Raw genomic sequence first — 15466 nt, 5'->3', positions numbered from 1 at the left:
TGAATCACGCCTGCGCCGCCGCACTCACTGCCGGCCGTTCCGGTTTGCGCAGCAGTTCCAGGCGGGAGCCGTCGTAGCGGGTTTCGCGGAAGAACCGCCAGTGCCCGAACAGGTCGTAAACATGCGTGATCCGCCCTTGTTCCTGATAGCCCAGGCGTATATGCATCTTCAGGGCCTGAATATTGGCGCCGTCGCAGATATCCACCACTTTTTTGTAGCCTCGGGCAGCCATGACTTGCCACAGTGCGGTCTGAGCATCGACGGTCAGGCTACTGCCGAAATAGTGCCGGGTAATTTCGGCACCGAACTGGAAGTATTCACCGGGCTTGACCGGGAACGTGCAGCGGTAGAAGTGGCGGTCGTAATAGTCGCGAGTGCTGGCCCAGACGAACCCGACGGTGTCATCGTCCTGATCCAGGTACATGTGCCCCGTATGCCCTTCAGTGGCCAACTCGGCCATGGTCTGCACGCGGTCACCGAAGTACTTGCTGAAAGCCTTGGCGTTTTGCGCGGTGATGTCGACTCTGCGCAAACCTTCACAGGGGCGCAGTTTGTTTGGGGCAATCGGCGTGACCAGGTCGCGGTCCATCCACAGCAATTCGCGGTGAGCGAAGACGTAACGTTTCCACAGCGCGCCCAGGGTGCGGCGCAGGCCTTTTTGTTTGATGCGCAGAAGCAGACTATCGATGATGCTCATGATGCCCTCCGAGGCGCTAGCCCAGGTGTGGTGGGTGGTGTTGCCGGTTGAATGTCGGATGTGTTCGCCGCTGGCGAGTTGCCGGCACGCTGGGCGCGCCATTTTTGCAGGAGCGGTTTGACGTGGTGCCATAGGCGTAGCCCCAGGCCCAGCAGCAAGCCGCTCGGGCGCCACGAGTAGAAACTCCAGCGCCAATGTTCCAGTTGCCCGGTCATGCGTTCGTGCAGTTGATGGCTGGAGTTTTCCAGGCTGACCCGCGACGCATCGATCCAGCGCCAGTGCTCATCCAGCCCCCAGCGAATCCATTCCTCCAGCAACACCCGGCCGCTACCGAGGTCGGCGTACTGCGGCACAAACGCCAGGTTGTAATCGTAGAGCCGGCCCTGTTCGAGCAGGCCGAGGCGATAGCTGATGCAGCGGCCGTCCAGTTCGAGCGTCACCACGCGTACCAGGCCTTGGCCGGCTAGCGTGGTGAAGGCGTGTTCGATCCACTGGCGAGTGCGCGGCGTGGCGAAAATCCCCACGCCTTCATCGCCTTTCCAGCTCACCGCTTCGACTTCGCCGAGGGTCTGCAGCAAGGCGCCCATGCTCAGCGCATTCGGAGTGATCCGGCGTATCTGCGCACCGCAGGCGGCAATCCGTTTGCGCGCCCGACGCAACTTGTAGCGCGGGTCGCCAGAGACTTCCTGATGATCGGCGTCGCTGATCAGATGCACCGGCACCCGGCAACTCAGGCGTCGTTCAGCCGTGGAACTGCGCGCCATCCATTCGGTGAGCGCACTTTCTTCACCGGCAGGTTCCGACAGTTCGTTGAGTTGCAGCAGCGCATGGGGCAGATGTTCACGGATCAGCAGCAGCGCCTTGTGCATGTCTTCGCTGCCGAGCAACGACAGCAGCGCGAGGCGATCGGCCATTGGATAACCCAAGTGATGCAAAACGCGAAACGGCACGCCAGCGAAGCGTTCGCGGCTGGCCACCAGTGGCAGGCACAGCAGCAATTGGCTGGCTTCCCAGCCGAGCAGAATCTGCAGACGCTGATCCTCGCCCAGGGCCTGCTCTGCTGCGCACAGCCAGCCAAGGCTGTTGAACGGCGTGTGGTCGGCCACACGCAGGCGCAGTGCCTCGTAGGCTGTTGCCGGGAAGTCGGCAGCGCACAGGGACGCGCGCCATTCGAATCGCATCACCATGGGTTCAGGCCGCCGTTGCTGGGACAGATGGACGGGAAGGTTTACCAAGCGCCGCCAGACGCGAGCCGCTGTAGCGGGTTTCGCTGTAGAAGCGCCAGCGGCCGAACAGCGTGTAGATATTCATGATCCGCTGTTGTTCGGTATAGCCCATGCGCAGGTGCAGCTTGAGTGCCGGGGTGTTGCTTGCGTCACAGACATCGACCACTTTGCGGCAGCCTTGGGCGGCCATGGCTTTCCACAGGAGCACTTGCACATCGACTGACAATTCGCTGCCCCAGTAGGCGCGGGTCATTTCACCACCGAATTCGAAGAACTCGCCAGGTTTCACCGGGAACCGGCAACCGTAGTAATGCCGATCGACATAATCGCGCGGTGTGCCCCAGATAAACGCCACGGCATCGCCTTGCTCGTCGATATGCATGTGCCCGGTGTGACCTTCACTGGCCAGCTCGGCCATGACGCCGACACGGTCGCCGAAGTGACGGGTGAAGGCGCTGGCGTTGTCTGCAGTAATCTTCATGACGCGCAGCGGCGGGTAGGGTTTGAGGCTGTGCGGCGGCACGGGGCTGACCAGATCGCGCTCCATCCACAACAGTTCCTGATGGCTGAAAATGTACATTCTGCGGATCTTCGCCAAGGTCGCTCGCAGGCCTTTACGACGGATATGTCCGCTGAGTTTTCGTAAAATATCCATACTTACTTCTCCTGATGAAGATGCCATGCGCAGCCTGACGCTCGCAGGGCAGAAGGGCGGTTCATGACGCGCTCCAGTTCAGGGCAAACAGGGTTTGCCCCGGTAATTCGAAACGCACGCGCCCGTTTTCGCAGGCAAACGGTGCGTCGCGGCTGCGATTGTCGGCACCAAAGAAACGCAGGGCACCGGGGTTTGGCGGGCACCTGGCGCCGCTCAGCTCAACGCGTTGCAGACGCGTGCCTTTGTTCACCCCGAGCAAGGCGCGCTGCTCGTCGCCGGCCATCGCCAGGACATCCACCTCAAAAGCGTCGTTATCCAGTTGCAGCACTTGCGGCAGCCAATGCCCGGCGATGAATTGCTGGGCAAGGCCCACGGGTTTGAGCTCGAAGCGACCATCGTCATGGATGCGCACCATGCCCTTGCCGTAGGGCGGTTCGTCGGCGGCCTGAAACCAGTTGAGCATGCTCAGCAGGCCATCCTGAGAGGCGTTGATCACCACCGAGGCCCACCACAGTGCGGCGTAATGGGTTTCCTGATCGTAGGGGCTCAGGGCTGAGCCACTGGACAGATTGGTCTGATCCAGCAGCAACGCTTTGCGTGGCTGCCCTTTGGCGTCCAGCCCCACCAGATCGGCGGCGCGGCGCACGCTGTCGCGGTAGACCCGGGTTGCGAGCAGGTCGCGGATCATCCATTCGTGCCAGGCCAATGCGTCGACTTGATCGGCGGACTCGCCGAGCAGTCGCCGGGCCCAGTCAATGCCGCGCTTGTCCGCTGCGTTGTCGGTGAACGGCCCGTTGACCAGCCGTGAGCTGGCCGGCATTGCGATGCGCACGCCTGCCTTGGCGTTGGCCGGGTCGCTGCGCACCTGCCGCGCCATGCTGCTGAAGATCGCCCGGTATTGTTCGTAGCTTGAATAGTTGAGGTTGGGCTCGTCGGCGAAACCGATGTAATGCGTGCCTTTGCCGCCCAGGGCGCGGGTGCCGGCGAGCCAGGCGTCGAGGCCGCTGTTGCTCTGTACATCGGCGCGCAGATCGGCCTGACGCCCGGTGCCGGCGAGCAGGGTGATGTCCTGGCGGATGCCGAAGCGATTTTGATAAAGCTCACGGAACGCGTCTTCGAAATGCGGATTCTTCGAAGTGACGTCAACGAAGCTGTAGTAACTGGCTGCCCCCGGCTTCAGCGCATCCAGCAAGGCATGACTGGCGGGTGGCGGCACGAGGTACGGCAGAGCAATGCCCAGATCCGGCGTGCGGCCGAGAATTTTGTCGTGCAGGGTCAAATGCGTTTGCCCCGGATCTTCGCGCACGGGCTGCAACTGCTGCGGATTTTGCGCAAACAGATTGACCGTGCCGTCGAGCCAGAAGGCCGCTTTGCCAGTGCCGCGCAGACGCAGGCGCCAGACTTGTTCCTGCTGGCTGACCGGCAGGGCAACCTGATCGAACTGCCAATAGGCACGATAGGGTTTCAGTGTCAGCGTCAGCGTTTGCTGATCGCCGACCCGCTGTGCCTGCAAACCGCTGACGCCACCATGAAACTTGCCGGCCAGCACCGCGCGCTCGCCGGCGGCTACTTTGAAGTACAACTCGTCGCCGTTACGCGCTTCGGCGCTGAAATGCACTTTGGCCGGGGCGAACAGCGCCACGGTTTTTTCGTCATGTTCAATCCGATAACCACGAAAGCTATAGCCGGGAATTTCCAGGCGACTGCTGGCAGCCCCGGGCCGCAAAGTCCAGCTCTGCGAACCGCGAGTTTCGCTGGCTTTGATCAGCCGTTCGCCCTGGAGCTTGCCCTGACCATCAAGCAGATAAATACGCTCTTCATTGGCCTCGGCCTGCCATGCCGGCACCCATCGCACTGTCACGGTGTCCGGGCGATCCGTTTGCAGATACAGACTGCCGTCGCGGATATCGCCCCAGTGCATCGGCGCCGCGAAGCCGTTCAGCGTCAGGCCGAGTCCGAACAGCAGGGCCAGGCGTTTCATGCTGCCTTCCGACGTTGCAACATCAACCACATCGGGCTGATGTCGCCGGGCAGGATGATCAAGGTTTGCCAGAACGGCACGTCGCTCAAGCGGCAATAAAGCACCAGCATCGCTACCGTCACCGCCAGATAGGCGATTGATGAAGCCGCCGCTGCACCGACAATGCCGAAGGCCGGAATCAACAGCAGATTCAGCGCCAGGTTGAGCACCGCGCCGATGCCCATCAGCAACGACACCGTGCCGGGGCGATCCTTGCCGATCAGATCCAGACGCAGAATGCTCGCATAGCACAGGCCCAGCAGGCCGGGCAGCAACGCGAGCAGCGCCGGATACGCCGGTTGATACGCCGCGCCGAACAGCGTGACGATCAACCATTCGCCGATCACTGCCATGGCCAGGCAGGCGCCGAGCATCACCGTGGCGGTCAGGCGCAGCGCCAGCGGCGTGACCTTGTCCATGCCTTTGTCCTGTTGCAGCAGCCGCTTCATCAGCGGTGTGGTGACCGCTTCCGGAACGATCAACAACAGTTCGGCGGCAGCGCTGGCCATGGCATAGTGGCCGAGCGCGGTACTGCCCAGCAGGGCGCCGATAAACAAGTAGTCGGAGCGCAGAATGATCTGTTGAAACAGCAGATCCGGATGGCTGCGCGCACTGAAGCGCAGCAGCTCGTTCTGGCTCGCACGATCCCATTGCAGTTGCAGCGGCTGTGCGCGTTTGAGCCACATCCAGCCCACCAGCACCACCAGGCTGATGCCGGCCAGCCAACTGATCAGCGCCGCTTCAAGTGCTGCCTGTTTCCACATCCAGAACAGCGCAAGAAACAGCAGCAGCGGCGCCAGGGATTCGATCAGACGCAGAACATTGAAAGCGACCACGCCGCCCGACGCGTTGTGCAAGGTCAGCAGTCCGCTCTTGAGCACGGTCAGCGGCACCGCCAGCAGCAACAGCCACGCGAGCAGGCCGAGCTGCATCGTGACATCGAGTTCGCTGCCAAATTCTCGCGCCAGCGCGACCACCAGCAAGGTCAGCAGCCCGGCCAGGAAACAACCGAACACCAATACCTGGGCGAGCAACAAGCCCATCGGCCGCTGATTGGCCGCTTGATACCCGACTGCCGAATTCAGGCCGCCGCTGGTCGCCGCGCTGATCAGATCCGGCAGGGTGCTGAGCAATGCGAACAAGCCGCGTTCACTCGGGCCGAGAATCCGCGCCAGCAACACGTTGCGCAGCAGGCGCAAGGCGATCATCGCCAGTTTGGTGCCCATGCTCAGGGCCAGATGCTTGAGGTAGCTACCGCGACTCATGGCCGTGCCCCGCGAAAGATCCGTAATGACAGCAGTTCAGGGTTGCGTGCGGTACGTTGGCTGACGCCGAAGCGCGGCAGGTTCAACGGGTCGCCGACGCCGCGATAAAGGCCACTGGTCGTGCCGAGGGCAAACGCATAATCGTGATTGGCGACCTGCTCGCGCACGTGCTCATCGTTGTCGCCGTTGGGGTAGCAATACACCGGCAGTGGCCGATTGCAGCCGTTGTGCAAGGCATCGCGGCTGCGGCTGATTTCTTCGCGCAGACGCACTGCATCGAGTTCGGTAAGGATCGCGTGGCTGGCGCCATGTGGGCCGAAACGCACCAGCCCGGACGCTTCCATGGCGCGCACCTGGTGCCAGTCCAGGGCTTGCGGCAAGGATTCCGGCGGACATTCATCGGTCAGCCGTTCAAGTGCCTGCGGTTCGAGACGCTTCAAGCCTTGCAGGTAATGCAGCAGCGCCAGGCTGCGCCGGTCGACATCGATATCGTCAAGCAGCACTGGCAGTGGATGACCGGTGATCCGCAGGTACTCGATCAGATGCATGCGCGCTTTTTCGCCATGGCTGCCCCATAGCGTTTCGCCCACGCTTTCCCACCAGAAGCGTTGCCGGCTGCCAATGAAATCCGTGGAGAGAAAAATGCTCGCCGGCACCTGGTGTTTCTGCAACAGCGGATAGGCGTTGACCGCGTTGTCACGCCAGCCGTCATCGAACGTCAGTGCCACCCGAGGGCGCTCGGTGCGCAGGGCGTTGGGCTGCAACAACTCCATCAGCGGCACGCAATCGAAATGTTTGCGCAGCCACACCAGCAGGTGTTCGAACGCTTGCGGGCCGACGCACAGTTCATTGCGATGCGGCAGGCTGGCCGCGCGGTCGTTGGCCAGCACCCGGTGGAGCATCAGAATGACCCCGGCCCCGTGCAACTGGTTGCGCCCCACTGGCGAGTTGAGATAGAGCCAGCCGCTGGTGCGTTTTATCAGTTGTTTGATCGCCATGGCTTGAGTCCTCTCAACGATTCTGGTCAGGATTCCACTGTGCGTAACGTTGCCCGCGCAAGAACTGCCACAGGCCGACGCTCATGCCTGCCAGCGTCACCAGCAGAAACGCCGCGAGGCGGAACGGTTTGGGCAAACGGTGTTGCGAATCCAGCAGACCGACGATGGCCAGCCCGTAGCCGATCAGTTGCGCGATCAGGCTCAGGCGATAGAAACCGTGTTCGTTCCACAGCCAGAAATTGCTCAGCAGCAGCGGCAGCAAGAGCACCGGCGCCAGTCGACGGATCAGCTTGTGACTGATCAAGGCGATCGAATACAGGCCGTGCTTGAATGGATTGAGCAGTTCGCTGCGTTGCGCCAGGCTCTGCAGGCCGCCGACGGTGACCCGCTGGCGGCGCCGCCATTGCTTGTCCGCTGCGTCGACGCCCTGGTCGATCACCTGCGCCTGGGGGACGTAAACGATGCGTTTGTGCGCGACCGGCGCGCAGGTACTGATGAAGAAATCGTCGTTGACCTCGGCCGGCACGTTCTGGAACAGCTCGCGGCGCAAGGCGAGCAGGGCGCCGTCGGCGGAGACCATACAGCCGGTGCGATTCTCGACCCGGCGCAACCAGCCTTCATAATGCCGATAGAGGCTGTCGCCGATGCTCAGGCCGCCACCGGTGACCGGGATCACCATGTGCCCGGCGCAGGCACCGACCTGCGGATCGCTCAACGGCGCGAGCAAGTGGCCGAGGGTGTCGCGCGACCATTGGTTGTCGGCGTCGGTGAACACCAGAATGTCGCCGCTGCTCACGGCAACACCGGCATTCAGTGTGGCGGCCTTGCCCTGCCGCGGCAGGTCGAGGACGGTGATGCGCGGATCAAGCACTTTGTGCGCGCAGGCCACGGTGTCATCGCTCGAACCGTCGCTGGCGAGAATGATCTGCAGTGTCGCCGGTTGGTAGTCCTGGGCCAGCAGCGTGCGCAACTTGTGCTCGATGTGTCGCGCCTCGTTGTGCGCGGCGATGACGATGCTGACGTTCAGCGGCGGTGCCGGCGCGTGCCGCCAGGCCGGGAACAGCGGCGCCAGCAAGGTCAGCAGCAGCGGATAGCCGATGTAGGCGTACGCGGGCAGCAGAAGGCACAGGCAAAAAATGAATTCAGCCACGGGCGGGCCTCCTGGCGTTCCAATGACACAGACCGAGAATCAACGCCGCGCTGGCCAGGTGCAGGCGCACCCAGTGCAGGCCCCACAGTTGCAAGGTCAGGTTGACGTTATGCTGGCGAATGCTTTGCCGTACGCTGAGCGACAGGCTCGGCAGCAGGCCCAGCAACAGCAGCAGCAACGCTTGCTGCGCATGGCCCGCAAGCAATGCAAACACCGCCAGCACATCGAGCACCCACACCAGCAATGACAGCAACGGAAAACGCAGCAGCCGCAGGCTCATGCCGTGGGCGCGCAGTAATTGCAGGTGGCTGCCCTGGCGCCACAGTTCCTTGCCGATCCATTCGCGCCAGGTCATTTCATAGCCCCAGTGCAGGGCTACGCTGGAGTTGACCGACAGCAAGCGCGCGCCGTGTCCGCTCAGACGCAGGGTGTACTCCTTGTCCTCACCGGTGCGCAGGGTTTCGTTGAAACCGCCGACACTGTCGAACCACTGCTTGCGCATCAGCAGGTTGGCACTGGGCAGCCATTGCACGGCGCGAGCGGCGCGGGTCGACGGACGCAAAGAGCGGCGCTGCCACGCGTCGGCATACCATGGCGCGGCGGCAGGGGTGTGCAGGTCCAGGCCGAAGACGTCGCCCTGACCGCTCGCAGCCAGGGCAAACAACGGGGTCAGCCAGTCTTCGGGCATTTCGATATCGGCATCGATGAACGCCAGCCATTCACCGCTGGCAACCGTTGCGCCACGATTGCGCAACGCGCCGATCAGCAGCCCGGGCAGCACCAGAACCTGTGCGCCGAATGCGCGGGCGATCCGTGGGCCGTCATCGGTGGAGCCGTTGTCGACGACAATCAGTTCGCAGTCGATGTCGGCGACGTTCGCGGCTTTGCGCGCGGCCAGGAGGGTGCGGCCGATGTGCCGGGCCTCGTTGTACATCGGAATGACGATGCTGATCCGGCTCATGCCCTGGCCTCCGTCAGCGGTGCCTGCTCGGCTTTCAGGCGCAGCACCCAGGTCAGCGCCAGCATGATCCACAGGTACTTCAGGTTCGGCGCGCTGAGAAACATCAGAAACAACGTCAGCGAGAGAAAACTCATTCCGAGATGAGTCACCATGTCCGCGTGCTGCCACTCGCGCCGTTGCAGCCACGCGCGTCGTGCGCGGATCAGGTTGTAGAAACCCTGCACGAGCATGCCGACAAACAACAGACCGGCAGGAATGCCCAGTTCGCTGAAAATCTCCAGATACGTGTTATGCGCCCGGCGATACAGATCGCCGATCTTGCGGTTGGCCGAGAACGCCTTGGCATACCCGGTGGTTGCGTAGTGCAACGGGAAGGTTCCGGGGCCGGAACCGAGCAGCGGATGTTCGCGGATGATCTGGCTGCCGACGACAATGTAGGAGGCGCGACGGCCAAGGGATTCATCCTGCGCCTTGGCCCCGGCGCTCAAGATACTCAGCGACTGGATGCGCGCCAGATAACCGGCAGGCATTGCATAAATCGCCAGTGGCAGCACGATGGCGGCGCCAAGCATGGCGAATCCGAAATGCCGGGGACGGATGCGGTTGAGGTGCTGGCGGTAATGCCAGACCCCGATCGCCAGACTCAAGGCCAGTACCACCAGGCCTGAGCGCGACTCGGTTTTGGTCATGCCGCCAAGCAGCAGAAGGCAGCAGCCAGCCCAGAACAAACGGTGCAGCAGGTTCGGGCTGCGAATCACCAGCAGCAGGCCCAGCGGCACGGCGAAGGCGATCAGCAGAGCAAAGGCATTCGGGTCTTCGAGCAGGCCGGCGGCGCGGCCCTTGTCCTGGAACCGGCTGGAAAACATCGCCATCGCGCAGGTCGTGCTGACGCTGAGCGTGACCAGTCGGGCGAACAGATCGAGGTTCAGCTCGCGGCCGATCAACAAGGTGATCACGAACAGAATCAGCCCCACGCTCAGTTCACGCAGATGACCCTGTGACATGCCCAGGTTGTCGGAGGCGAGCAGGCTGAGAAAGTACAGCGCCATGAAACCGATCAGGTAGCGCCACAGATTGCTGCGCAGGCGCTGCGCTGGAATCTGATGCAATGCCAGTTGCAACATCAGAATCAGCGCCAGCGAAACACCGAGCAATTTGCTCCCGGACACCAGGCTGTCCTTGAAGAACCCTTCAAACGGCACCAGCACGGCAATGCCAAGCAGGCCCCAGGACGGTTTGCGGTACAGCACCGTGAAACCCAGCAGCCCCAGCACCGCCCCCGGCGCCAGATACGGATAAGGACTGACCAGCAAAGCCATGCAGACCAGTGCCAGCAGGCTGACGATCGAGAGCGGGAAAATCATGCGCGTGCCTCCCGTGCCGTGTGGATGTACAGCTGCGACCAGCGTTCAGCCAAAGCCTTGAGGTCGTAGCGTTCCTGTTGTGTGCGTCTGGCGTTGTCGCGCAGTTGCGCGGCCAGCTTCGGTTCGGCCAGCAACGTGTCGAGCTGACGGGCGAGGGTGACGGTATCGCTCGGTGCGGCGAGCAGGCCGTTGTGGCGGTCCTGCAACACATCGGGAATGCCACCGACCGCGAACGCCACCACCGGCACACCGGCCTGCATCGCTTCGAGCAGAATCATCGGCGTACCCTCGGTGCGCGAGCTGATCACCAGCGCATCGAGTTGCTGCCACCAGCCTTGCATCGCCGTCTGATAGCCCGGCAAGCGAATCCGCTGTTGTAAACCGGCCGCGTCGATGCGCGCCTGCAAAGCCTCACGTTCCGGGCCGTCACCGAGCATCACGGCGTCCAGTTGCGGATGCTGGTGACACAACGCAATCAGTGCATCGAGAAACAGATCCGGGCCTTTCTCGCTGCTCAACCGACCGACGTAACCGGCCAGCCAGCGTTGGCGTTCCAGCGCCGGCGGTATTGCGGGTGCCGCTGGCAAACCGTTGGGAATCACCTGCAACTTCTCCGCCTGCACGCTGGCGTCAAGGTGCAGTGAGGCGATGCTTTGTGCCACGCAGACCACCTGTTTCACCGATGCCGTGCGGCACAGTTGCAGGCTCAGCCAGGTGTAAAACTTCTGCTTGCGACTGCGCGGCGTGAAGCCGTGCTGAGTGATCACCAGCGGCAGGCGCAACAACGTTGCGCCAACCCAGCCGAATAGCAGCCCCTTGAAATTGTGCGTGTTGAGCAACGGTTGATCGCCTCGGCGCTGACGCAAGTGGCGCAGCAGTCCGCCGAGCCCGGCACAGCCGCGAGCATCCACCCCGGCCTGGCGAAAGCGCTCGATCAGCTCTGGTGGCGCGTCGAGGAACAGCACCTGATGCTGCCCCGGCGTCGCCAGGCAATGATCCAGCAACATCCGCTCGGCTCCGTAGAAGCCGCCGCTGCTGAGCAAATGAATGATCGGCAGCGCGACGCACGGGGTGGACGCCGCGTTCAATTGCGCACCCAGTGAACCAGGCTCGGCATGGTCCAGTTCTTGTGCGGATTGCCGGGCTGCGAGGTTTCTTCGTTGAGCACCATCAGCACTGGCAGGCCGAGTTCATGGCTGATCTGCGCTGGATGCTTGAAGCGGTGATCGAAGAACTCACGCACATAGACAAAGGCAATGGCCAGCAGCAGACCGGTGAGCAGACCGAACGGAATGATCAGCATCGGTTTCGGAAAAGCCGCCTCGGTCGGTTCATACGGCGGGCTCAAGACCCGGGCATTGGACAGGTCGTTGTCCAGCGCGCGTGTCGTGCTGCTTTCGGCAAAGCGTTGCGCATAGGTTGAAAACGCTGCGTGCAACGCGCCGATCTCGGTGTCCATCTGACGCAGCTTGCTTTGGGTCTGCTGCAATTGATGGATGCGATTTTTGAACTCGGCGATGCGCGCGGTTTTCTGCTCGATCACCTGGCTGACCACCGACAGGTCGATCGTGCGTTCCTGGATGCGGTTGTTGACCACTTTGAGGAACTGCTGGCGGGTGCGGGCAATTTGCTCGCGGGCCAGCAACATCGGTTCGCTACCGGGCTGAAAGACCGCGAGGTCGTTCATGTAGCGGCTGACCTGAGTGGTCAGCGCCTCGCCCATTTGCCGGATCTCGCGGTCCTCGAACGCGATGTTGTCCACCGTAGTGGTGAAGGTGAACGGGAAGGTGTAGTCATTGAGCTTGTTGGTGTTGGCAGCGGCCAGGCTGGATTTCAGGTAATCGAGCCAGCGCTGGCTTTGCAACAGGCGATCGCGATACAGGTTGAGTGCCTGCTCTTCGGTGTTGATCGCGTTGAGGCGAAAGGTGATTTCCTCTTTCGGATCGGACGAGCCGACGCTTTCCAGCAGGCTCAGACGCGCGCCTTCCAGGCCATCGAGCCGGACTTGATACTGATGCTTCTTGGTCTCGTAGAACGAGTGCGGCAGTTCGATCGACTGCAACGCCTGACGATCGACCAGATAGTTTCGCAGCAGCGTGGACACGAACACCGTGCCCTGGGCCGGATCAGGGAAGCTGTAGACGATCGAGATGACATTGGAACCCGGCAGGGTTTCAATTTTCAGATTGTCGATGGCGTCCTGGGTCAATCCATCCAGTACCGTGTCGCGCACCGGATCGGTTTCCATGCCCAATGCATCACGCAGCGGATTGATCATGTATTCGCGCAGCGGCGTGCTGACGTAACGCTTGAACGGTTCGGCCAGCTTGCTGAGCATCCCCGGCGGCGGGTTGTATTGACCCTGGTCGCGCAGTTCGCTGATGGTCTGACGAATCAGCGCCGGCGAACGGAGAATGTTGCTCTCGGTCTCCATGTCCGCCAGCGATGGTGGAATGAAGGTGGCGTTGTCCTGGGTGAGCGAGGTGGTCGCATCGCCCTGAGACAGTTTTTTCGACTGCACGATCACCTGCGCGGTGATATCGAAGCTCTGTTTGAGCAACAGCGGCAGCAACAACGCGATCACTGCAAAGATCAGGAAGATGCGCTTCACCAGTTGCTTGTTGGCGAAGAAAATCCTGAAGAACTCGTGCAGGTAATTTTCTTTTGGGTTCATGTCGTTCACCTGAGAGTCAGTTGTCACTGCCTTTGTTGTCGACGCGGTAGCCGAAGCTGAAACCCACGCCCTGGAACAGCACCACGTCGGCCAGTTGGCGGGCGAGTTCGCCGGCGCTGGCCAGTTTGGTTTTCGGTACGTAAAGCATGTCGTCCGGTTGCAGGTAGGCGATCTGTGGCGCATCGCCCGACAGGGCTTTCTCCACGTCGTAGTTCATGGCCTGCACCTGATTGCCGTTGCGCCGCATGATCACTACCGAATCGAGCCGCGCCTTGACGTTGGTGCCGCGCGCCAGAGTCAACGCTTCAAGCACCGACACCGGCCGGCGGATCGGGTAGGAGCCCGGTTGCGCGACTTCGCCGAGCACGTAAATCTCATTGCCGGCGGTGGATTTGAGCAGCACATCCACAGTCATCCGCCCCGGCAGTTGCGCGTACTTCTGGTTGAGGAAGGTTTCCAGTTGATTGACGGTCATGCCTTGCAGCGGCACGGCGCCGATTTCCGGGAAACTCGCGTAGCCGTCAGTGCCGACGGTGATCTCGCGGCTCATGCCGGTGGCCGGGTGGTTCAGCGCACTTTTGAGGTTCTGCTCGTTGCTCAGCGGGCTGAGAATCTGCACCGAGAGCTGATTGCGGTTGGGCTGGAACAGCTGCTTGCGCTGATAGGCACGCTGGATTTCCTGACGGGCCTCGTCGCTGGTCAAACCGGCGATTTTCACCGAGGTGTTGGCGCCCGGCAGTTCGATGGTGCCGTCGGGCAGCACCAGTTGCGTGCCGTTGAGCTGACTGGCGGCGGTGAAGTTCAGGCCGATCTGGTCACCCGACTGCACGCGATAAGCGTCCGAGCCGCTGGTACTGATGTGGAAAATCACATCCAGCACGTCTTTCGGGCGCAGGGTCTGTTCGACCCTCGGCATGTCAGTGGCCTGGGCATTGGCCGGTGTGGCGGTGAGGATATTCACCGGCATGTTGCGGGTCTCGGAATTGCTGGAGCAGCCTGCAAGCGGCAGCATCAGCAGAACAAGTATCTTGGCGTTCATGGCGTCATCCTTTGCGTTCGCTTACAGGTTTTTGTAAAGCCACTTGGGCATGTAGTACTTGCGCCGGTTGAACACGCTGCCGACCACTTTTGCTCCAGCCTGGGTCAGGCGTTGCACGGCGGCCTGGGCGACTTCCCAGCGGGTGTCCTCGGCGCGCACCACGAACACCACACCATCGACCTGAGTGGCGAGCACCAGCGTGTCGGCGGCGGAATACACCGCGTCGCCGTCGATCACCACGAAGCGGTACTGCGTGCCCAGGCGATCGAGCAACGGGCTCAGGCGCTCGGCGGTCAGGTGCTCCAGGGTGCGGATCGGCCGGCCGTTGGGCAGTACGTGGAAGGGCAGGCTCGACACCTGCACCACGCAGTCCTGCAACAGCGGCGGGTTGTCCGGGTTGAACAGCAGGTCGCGCAGACCGCGCTCCTTGCCCAGGTTCAATTGCTGCGTGAGGTTGCCTGCCGAATGGCTGGCATCGACCACCAGCACCTGGCCGCTGCTCATCTGCGCCAGTTGGCTGGCCAGCGCCAGGGCGCTGGTGGTGGTGCCCGCGCCGGGATTGGCGGCGGTCAGGAACAGGATCCGCAGATCCAGATCCAGCACGGTCGAAATCAGGTTCGATTCGCTGGGGTTGGCAATGCTCAGGCTTTTGCTGGTTGAACCGTCCATTAGCTTGCTCCGTGGCCGCTGAATACTTTGAAGGGGGTTTTCAACAAGATCTTCAGATCAAGCAAAAGGCTTTGCTCGGCGATATAGCTGAGGTCCAACTCAACGCGCTGGTCGAAGTCGATGTTGCTGCGCCCGGAGATTTGCCAGAGGCCGGTCATGCCGGGGTAGATGCTCAGGCGCGCGAGGTGATTGTCCTTGTAGCGATAGGCATTGAACGAGGTCGGCCGCGGGCCGACCAGGCGCATGTCGCCGCTGACCACGTTGAACAGGTTGGGCAGTTCGTCGAGGCTGGTACGCCGCAGGAAACCGCCGATGCCGGTGATGCGTGGATCCTTGTCGATCTTGAAATCGATGGCGTCGACCCCGTGCTTGTTGAGGTGGCGCAGCGATTCCTTGAGTTCTTCGGCGTTGCACACCATGGTGCGGAACTTGTACATGCCGAAGGTGCGGCCGCGATAACCGGTGCGTTTCTGCACAAACATCACCGGTCCCGGGCTGGTGAATTTGATGGCCAGTGCCAGGCTCAGCAGCAGCGGCGAAAACACCAGCAGAATCAGCAATGCACCGATGCAGGCGAGCACGCGATTGGTGCGCGACAGGGTCCATGGCCGGCCACCGTCGCGGCCGGTCAGCCAGCCACGGCCCTGCCTGTGGATGGCGCTATCGAGGCGCATTCGGTGCTCGGGATCCATGCGCTTGTCGCGGCGCATCTGAGTGATCGGTACACCTTGTTCATGTCCAGTCATGG

Annotated in this window: 14 protein-coding genes; all 14 read right to left on the bottom strand. The window is 62.1% G+C overall.

Translation table 11 applies throughout. The features are described 5' to 3' along the window. Positions 1-4 precede the first annotated feature (4 nt). On the bottom strand, positions 5-697 hold the full coding sequence (locus CKW11_RS05095; RefSeq protein ID WP_095136676.1) for an N-acetyltransferase: 693 nt from the start codon (positions 695-697) through the stop codon (positions 5-7). Next, positions 694-1884 carry a GNAT family N-acetyltransferase gene (locus CKW11_RS05090; RefSeq protein WP_095136675.1) on the bottom strand — a complete coding sequence of 397 codons (1191 nt, stop codon included), beginning with the start codon at positions 1882-1884 and terminating at the stop codon, positions 694-696. The genes CKW11_RS05095 and CKW11_RS05090 overlap by 4 nt, the downstream gene beginning before the upstream one ends. Before the next feature lie 4 nt (positions 1885-1888). Further along, the gene (locus tag CKW11_RS05085) at positions 1889-2578 is read right to left on the bottom strand and encodes a GNAT family N-acetyltransferase (RefSeq protein WP_095136674.1); all 690 of its coding nucleotides are present in this window, start codon (positions 2576-2578) and stop codon (positions 1889-1891) included. A 61-nt stretch (positions 2579-2639) separates the two neighbouring features. Continuing rightward, positions 2640-4559 (bottom strand): hypothetical protein, encoded by a 1920-nt coding sequence (locus CKW11_RS05080; RefSeq protein WP_095136673.1) that lies wholly within the window; start codon positions 4557-4559, stop codon positions 2640-2642. After that, on the bottom strand, positions 4556-5863 hold the full coding sequence (locus CKW11_RS05075; RefSeq protein ID WP_095136672.1) for a lipopolysaccharide biosynthesis protein: 1308 nt from the start codon (positions 5861-5863) through the stop codon (positions 4556-4558). Before CKW11_RS05075 ends, CKW11_RS05080 begins: the two co-directional genes overlap by 4 nt. Further along, entirely contained in the window at positions 5860-6861 is a 1002-nt protein-coding gene (locus tag CKW11_RS05070) for a polysaccharide deacetylase family protein (RefSeq protein WP_095136671.1), read from the bottom strand. Before CKW11_RS05070 ends, CKW11_RS05075 begins: the two co-directional genes overlap by 4 nt. Before the next feature lie 13 nt (positions 6862-6874). Beyond that, a complete protein-coding gene (locus CKW11_RS05065) occupies positions 6875-8011 on the bottom strand; it encodes a glycosyltransferase (RefSeq protein ID WP_095136670.1) in 1137 nt (378 codons plus the stop codon). Next, positions 8004-8972, bottom strand: coding sequence for a glycosyltransferase (locus CKW11_RS05060; protein ID WP_095136669.1), 969 nt, complete (start codon positions 8970-8972; stop codon positions 8004-8006). Before CKW11_RS05060 ends, CKW11_RS05065 begins: the two co-directional genes overlap by 8 nt. After that, positions 8969-10336: an O-antigen ligase gene (locus CKW11_RS05055; RefSeq protein ID WP_095136668.1), complete on the bottom strand. Its 1368-nt coding sequence runs from the start codon at positions 10334-10336 to the stop codon at positions 8969-8971. Before CKW11_RS05055 ends, CKW11_RS05060 begins: the two co-directional genes overlap by 4 nt. Continuing rightward, a complete protein-coding gene (locus CKW11_RS05050) occupies positions 10333-11424 on the bottom strand; it encodes a glycosyltransferase family 4 protein (RefSeq protein ID WP_095136667.1) in 1092 nt (363 codons plus the stop codon). Before CKW11_RS05050 ends, CKW11_RS05055 begins: the two co-directional genes overlap by 4 nt. Then, positions 11421-13010, bottom strand: a complete 1590-nt coding sequence (locus CKW11_RS05045; protein ID WP_095136666.1) for a Wzz/FepE/Etk N-terminal domain-containing protein — start codon at positions 13008-13010, stop codon at positions 11421-11423. Before CKW11_RS05045 ends, CKW11_RS05050 begins: the two co-directional genes overlap by 4 nt. 16 nt (positions 13011-13026) lie before the next feature. Beyond that, entirely contained in the window at positions 13027-14049 is a 1023-nt protein-coding gene (locus CKW11_RS05040; protein ID WP_095136665.1) for a polysaccharide biosynthesis/export family protein, read from the bottom strand. A gap of 21 nt (positions 14050-14070) precedes the next feature. Then, entirely contained in the window at positions 14071-14718 is a 648-nt protein-coding gene (locus CKW11_RS05035; RefSeq protein ID WP_047601869.1) for a CpsD/CapB family tyrosine-protein kinase, read from the bottom strand. After that, a complete protein-coding gene (locus tag CKW11_RS05030; protein ID WP_095136664.1) occupies positions 14718-15464 on the bottom strand; it encodes a sugar transferase in 747 nt (248 codons plus the stop codon). The genes CKW11_RS05035 and CKW11_RS05030 overlap by 1 nt, the downstream gene beginning before the upstream one ends. Between the last annotated feature and the right edge of the window lie 2 nt (positions 15465-15466).

The sequence above is a fragment of the Pseudomonas sp. Irchel s3a10 genome (assembly GCF_900187525.1).
GTDB classification, from domain to species: Bacteria; Pseudomonadota; Gammaproteobacteria; order Pseudomonadales; family Pseudomonadaceae; genus Aquipseudomonas; species Aquipseudomonas koreensis_G.
The sequence above is the reverse complement of the archived record's forward strand: the minus strand, read 5'-3'. Positions and strand labels throughout refer to the sequence as shown.

Bases quoted from the DNA above. Each gene is read 5' to 3' on its own strand.
- CKW11_RS05095 (WP_095136676.1), bottom strand. From the start codon at position 697: ATGAGCATCATCGATAGTCTGCTTCTGCGCATCAAACAAAAAGGCCTG.
- CKW11_RS05090 (WP_095136675.1), bottom strand. From the start codon at position 1,884: ATGGTGATGCGATTCGAATGGCGCGCGTCCCTGTGCGCTGCCGACTTC.
- CKW11_RS05085 (WP_095136674.1), bottom strand. From the start codon at position 2,578: ATGGATATTTTACGAAAACTCAGCGGACATATCCGTCGTAAAGGCCTG.
- CKW11_RS05080 (WP_095136673.1), bottom strand. From the start codon at position 4,559: ATGAAACGCCTGGCCCTGCTGTTCGGACTCGGCCTGACGCTGAACGGC.
- CKW11_RS05075 (WP_095136672.1), bottom strand. From the start codon at position 5,863: ATGAGTCGCGGTAGCTACCTCAAGCATCTGGCCCTGAGCATGGGCACC.
- CKW11_RS05070 (WP_095136671.1), bottom strand. From the start codon at position 6,861: ATGGCGATCAAACAACTGATAAAACGCACCAGCGGCTGGCTCTATCTC.
- CKW11_RS05060 (WP_095136669.1), bottom strand. From the start codon at position 8,972: ATGAGCCGGATCAGCATCGTCATTCCGATGTACAACGAGGCCCGGCAC.
- CKW11_RS05055 (WP_095136668.1), bottom strand. From the start codon at position 10,336: ATGATTTTCCCGCTCTCGATCGTCAGCCTGCTGGCACTGGTCTGCATG.
- CKW11_RS05045 (WP_095136666.1), bottom strand. From the start codon at position 13,010: ATGAACCCAAAAGAAAATTACCTGCACGAGTTCTTCAGGATTTTCTTC.
- CKW11_RS05040 (WP_095136665.1), bottom strand. From the start codon at position 14,049: ATGAACGCCAAGATACTTGTTCTGCTGATGCTGCCGCTTGCAGGCTGC.
- CKW11_RS05035 (WP_047601869.1), bottom strand. From the start codon at position 14,718: ATGGACGGTTCAACCAGCAAAAGCCTGAGCATTGCCAACCCCAGCGAA.
- CKW11_RS05030 (WP_095136664.1), bottom strand. From the start codon at position 15,464: ATGACTGGACATGAACAAGGTGTACCGATCACTCAGATGCGCCGCGAC.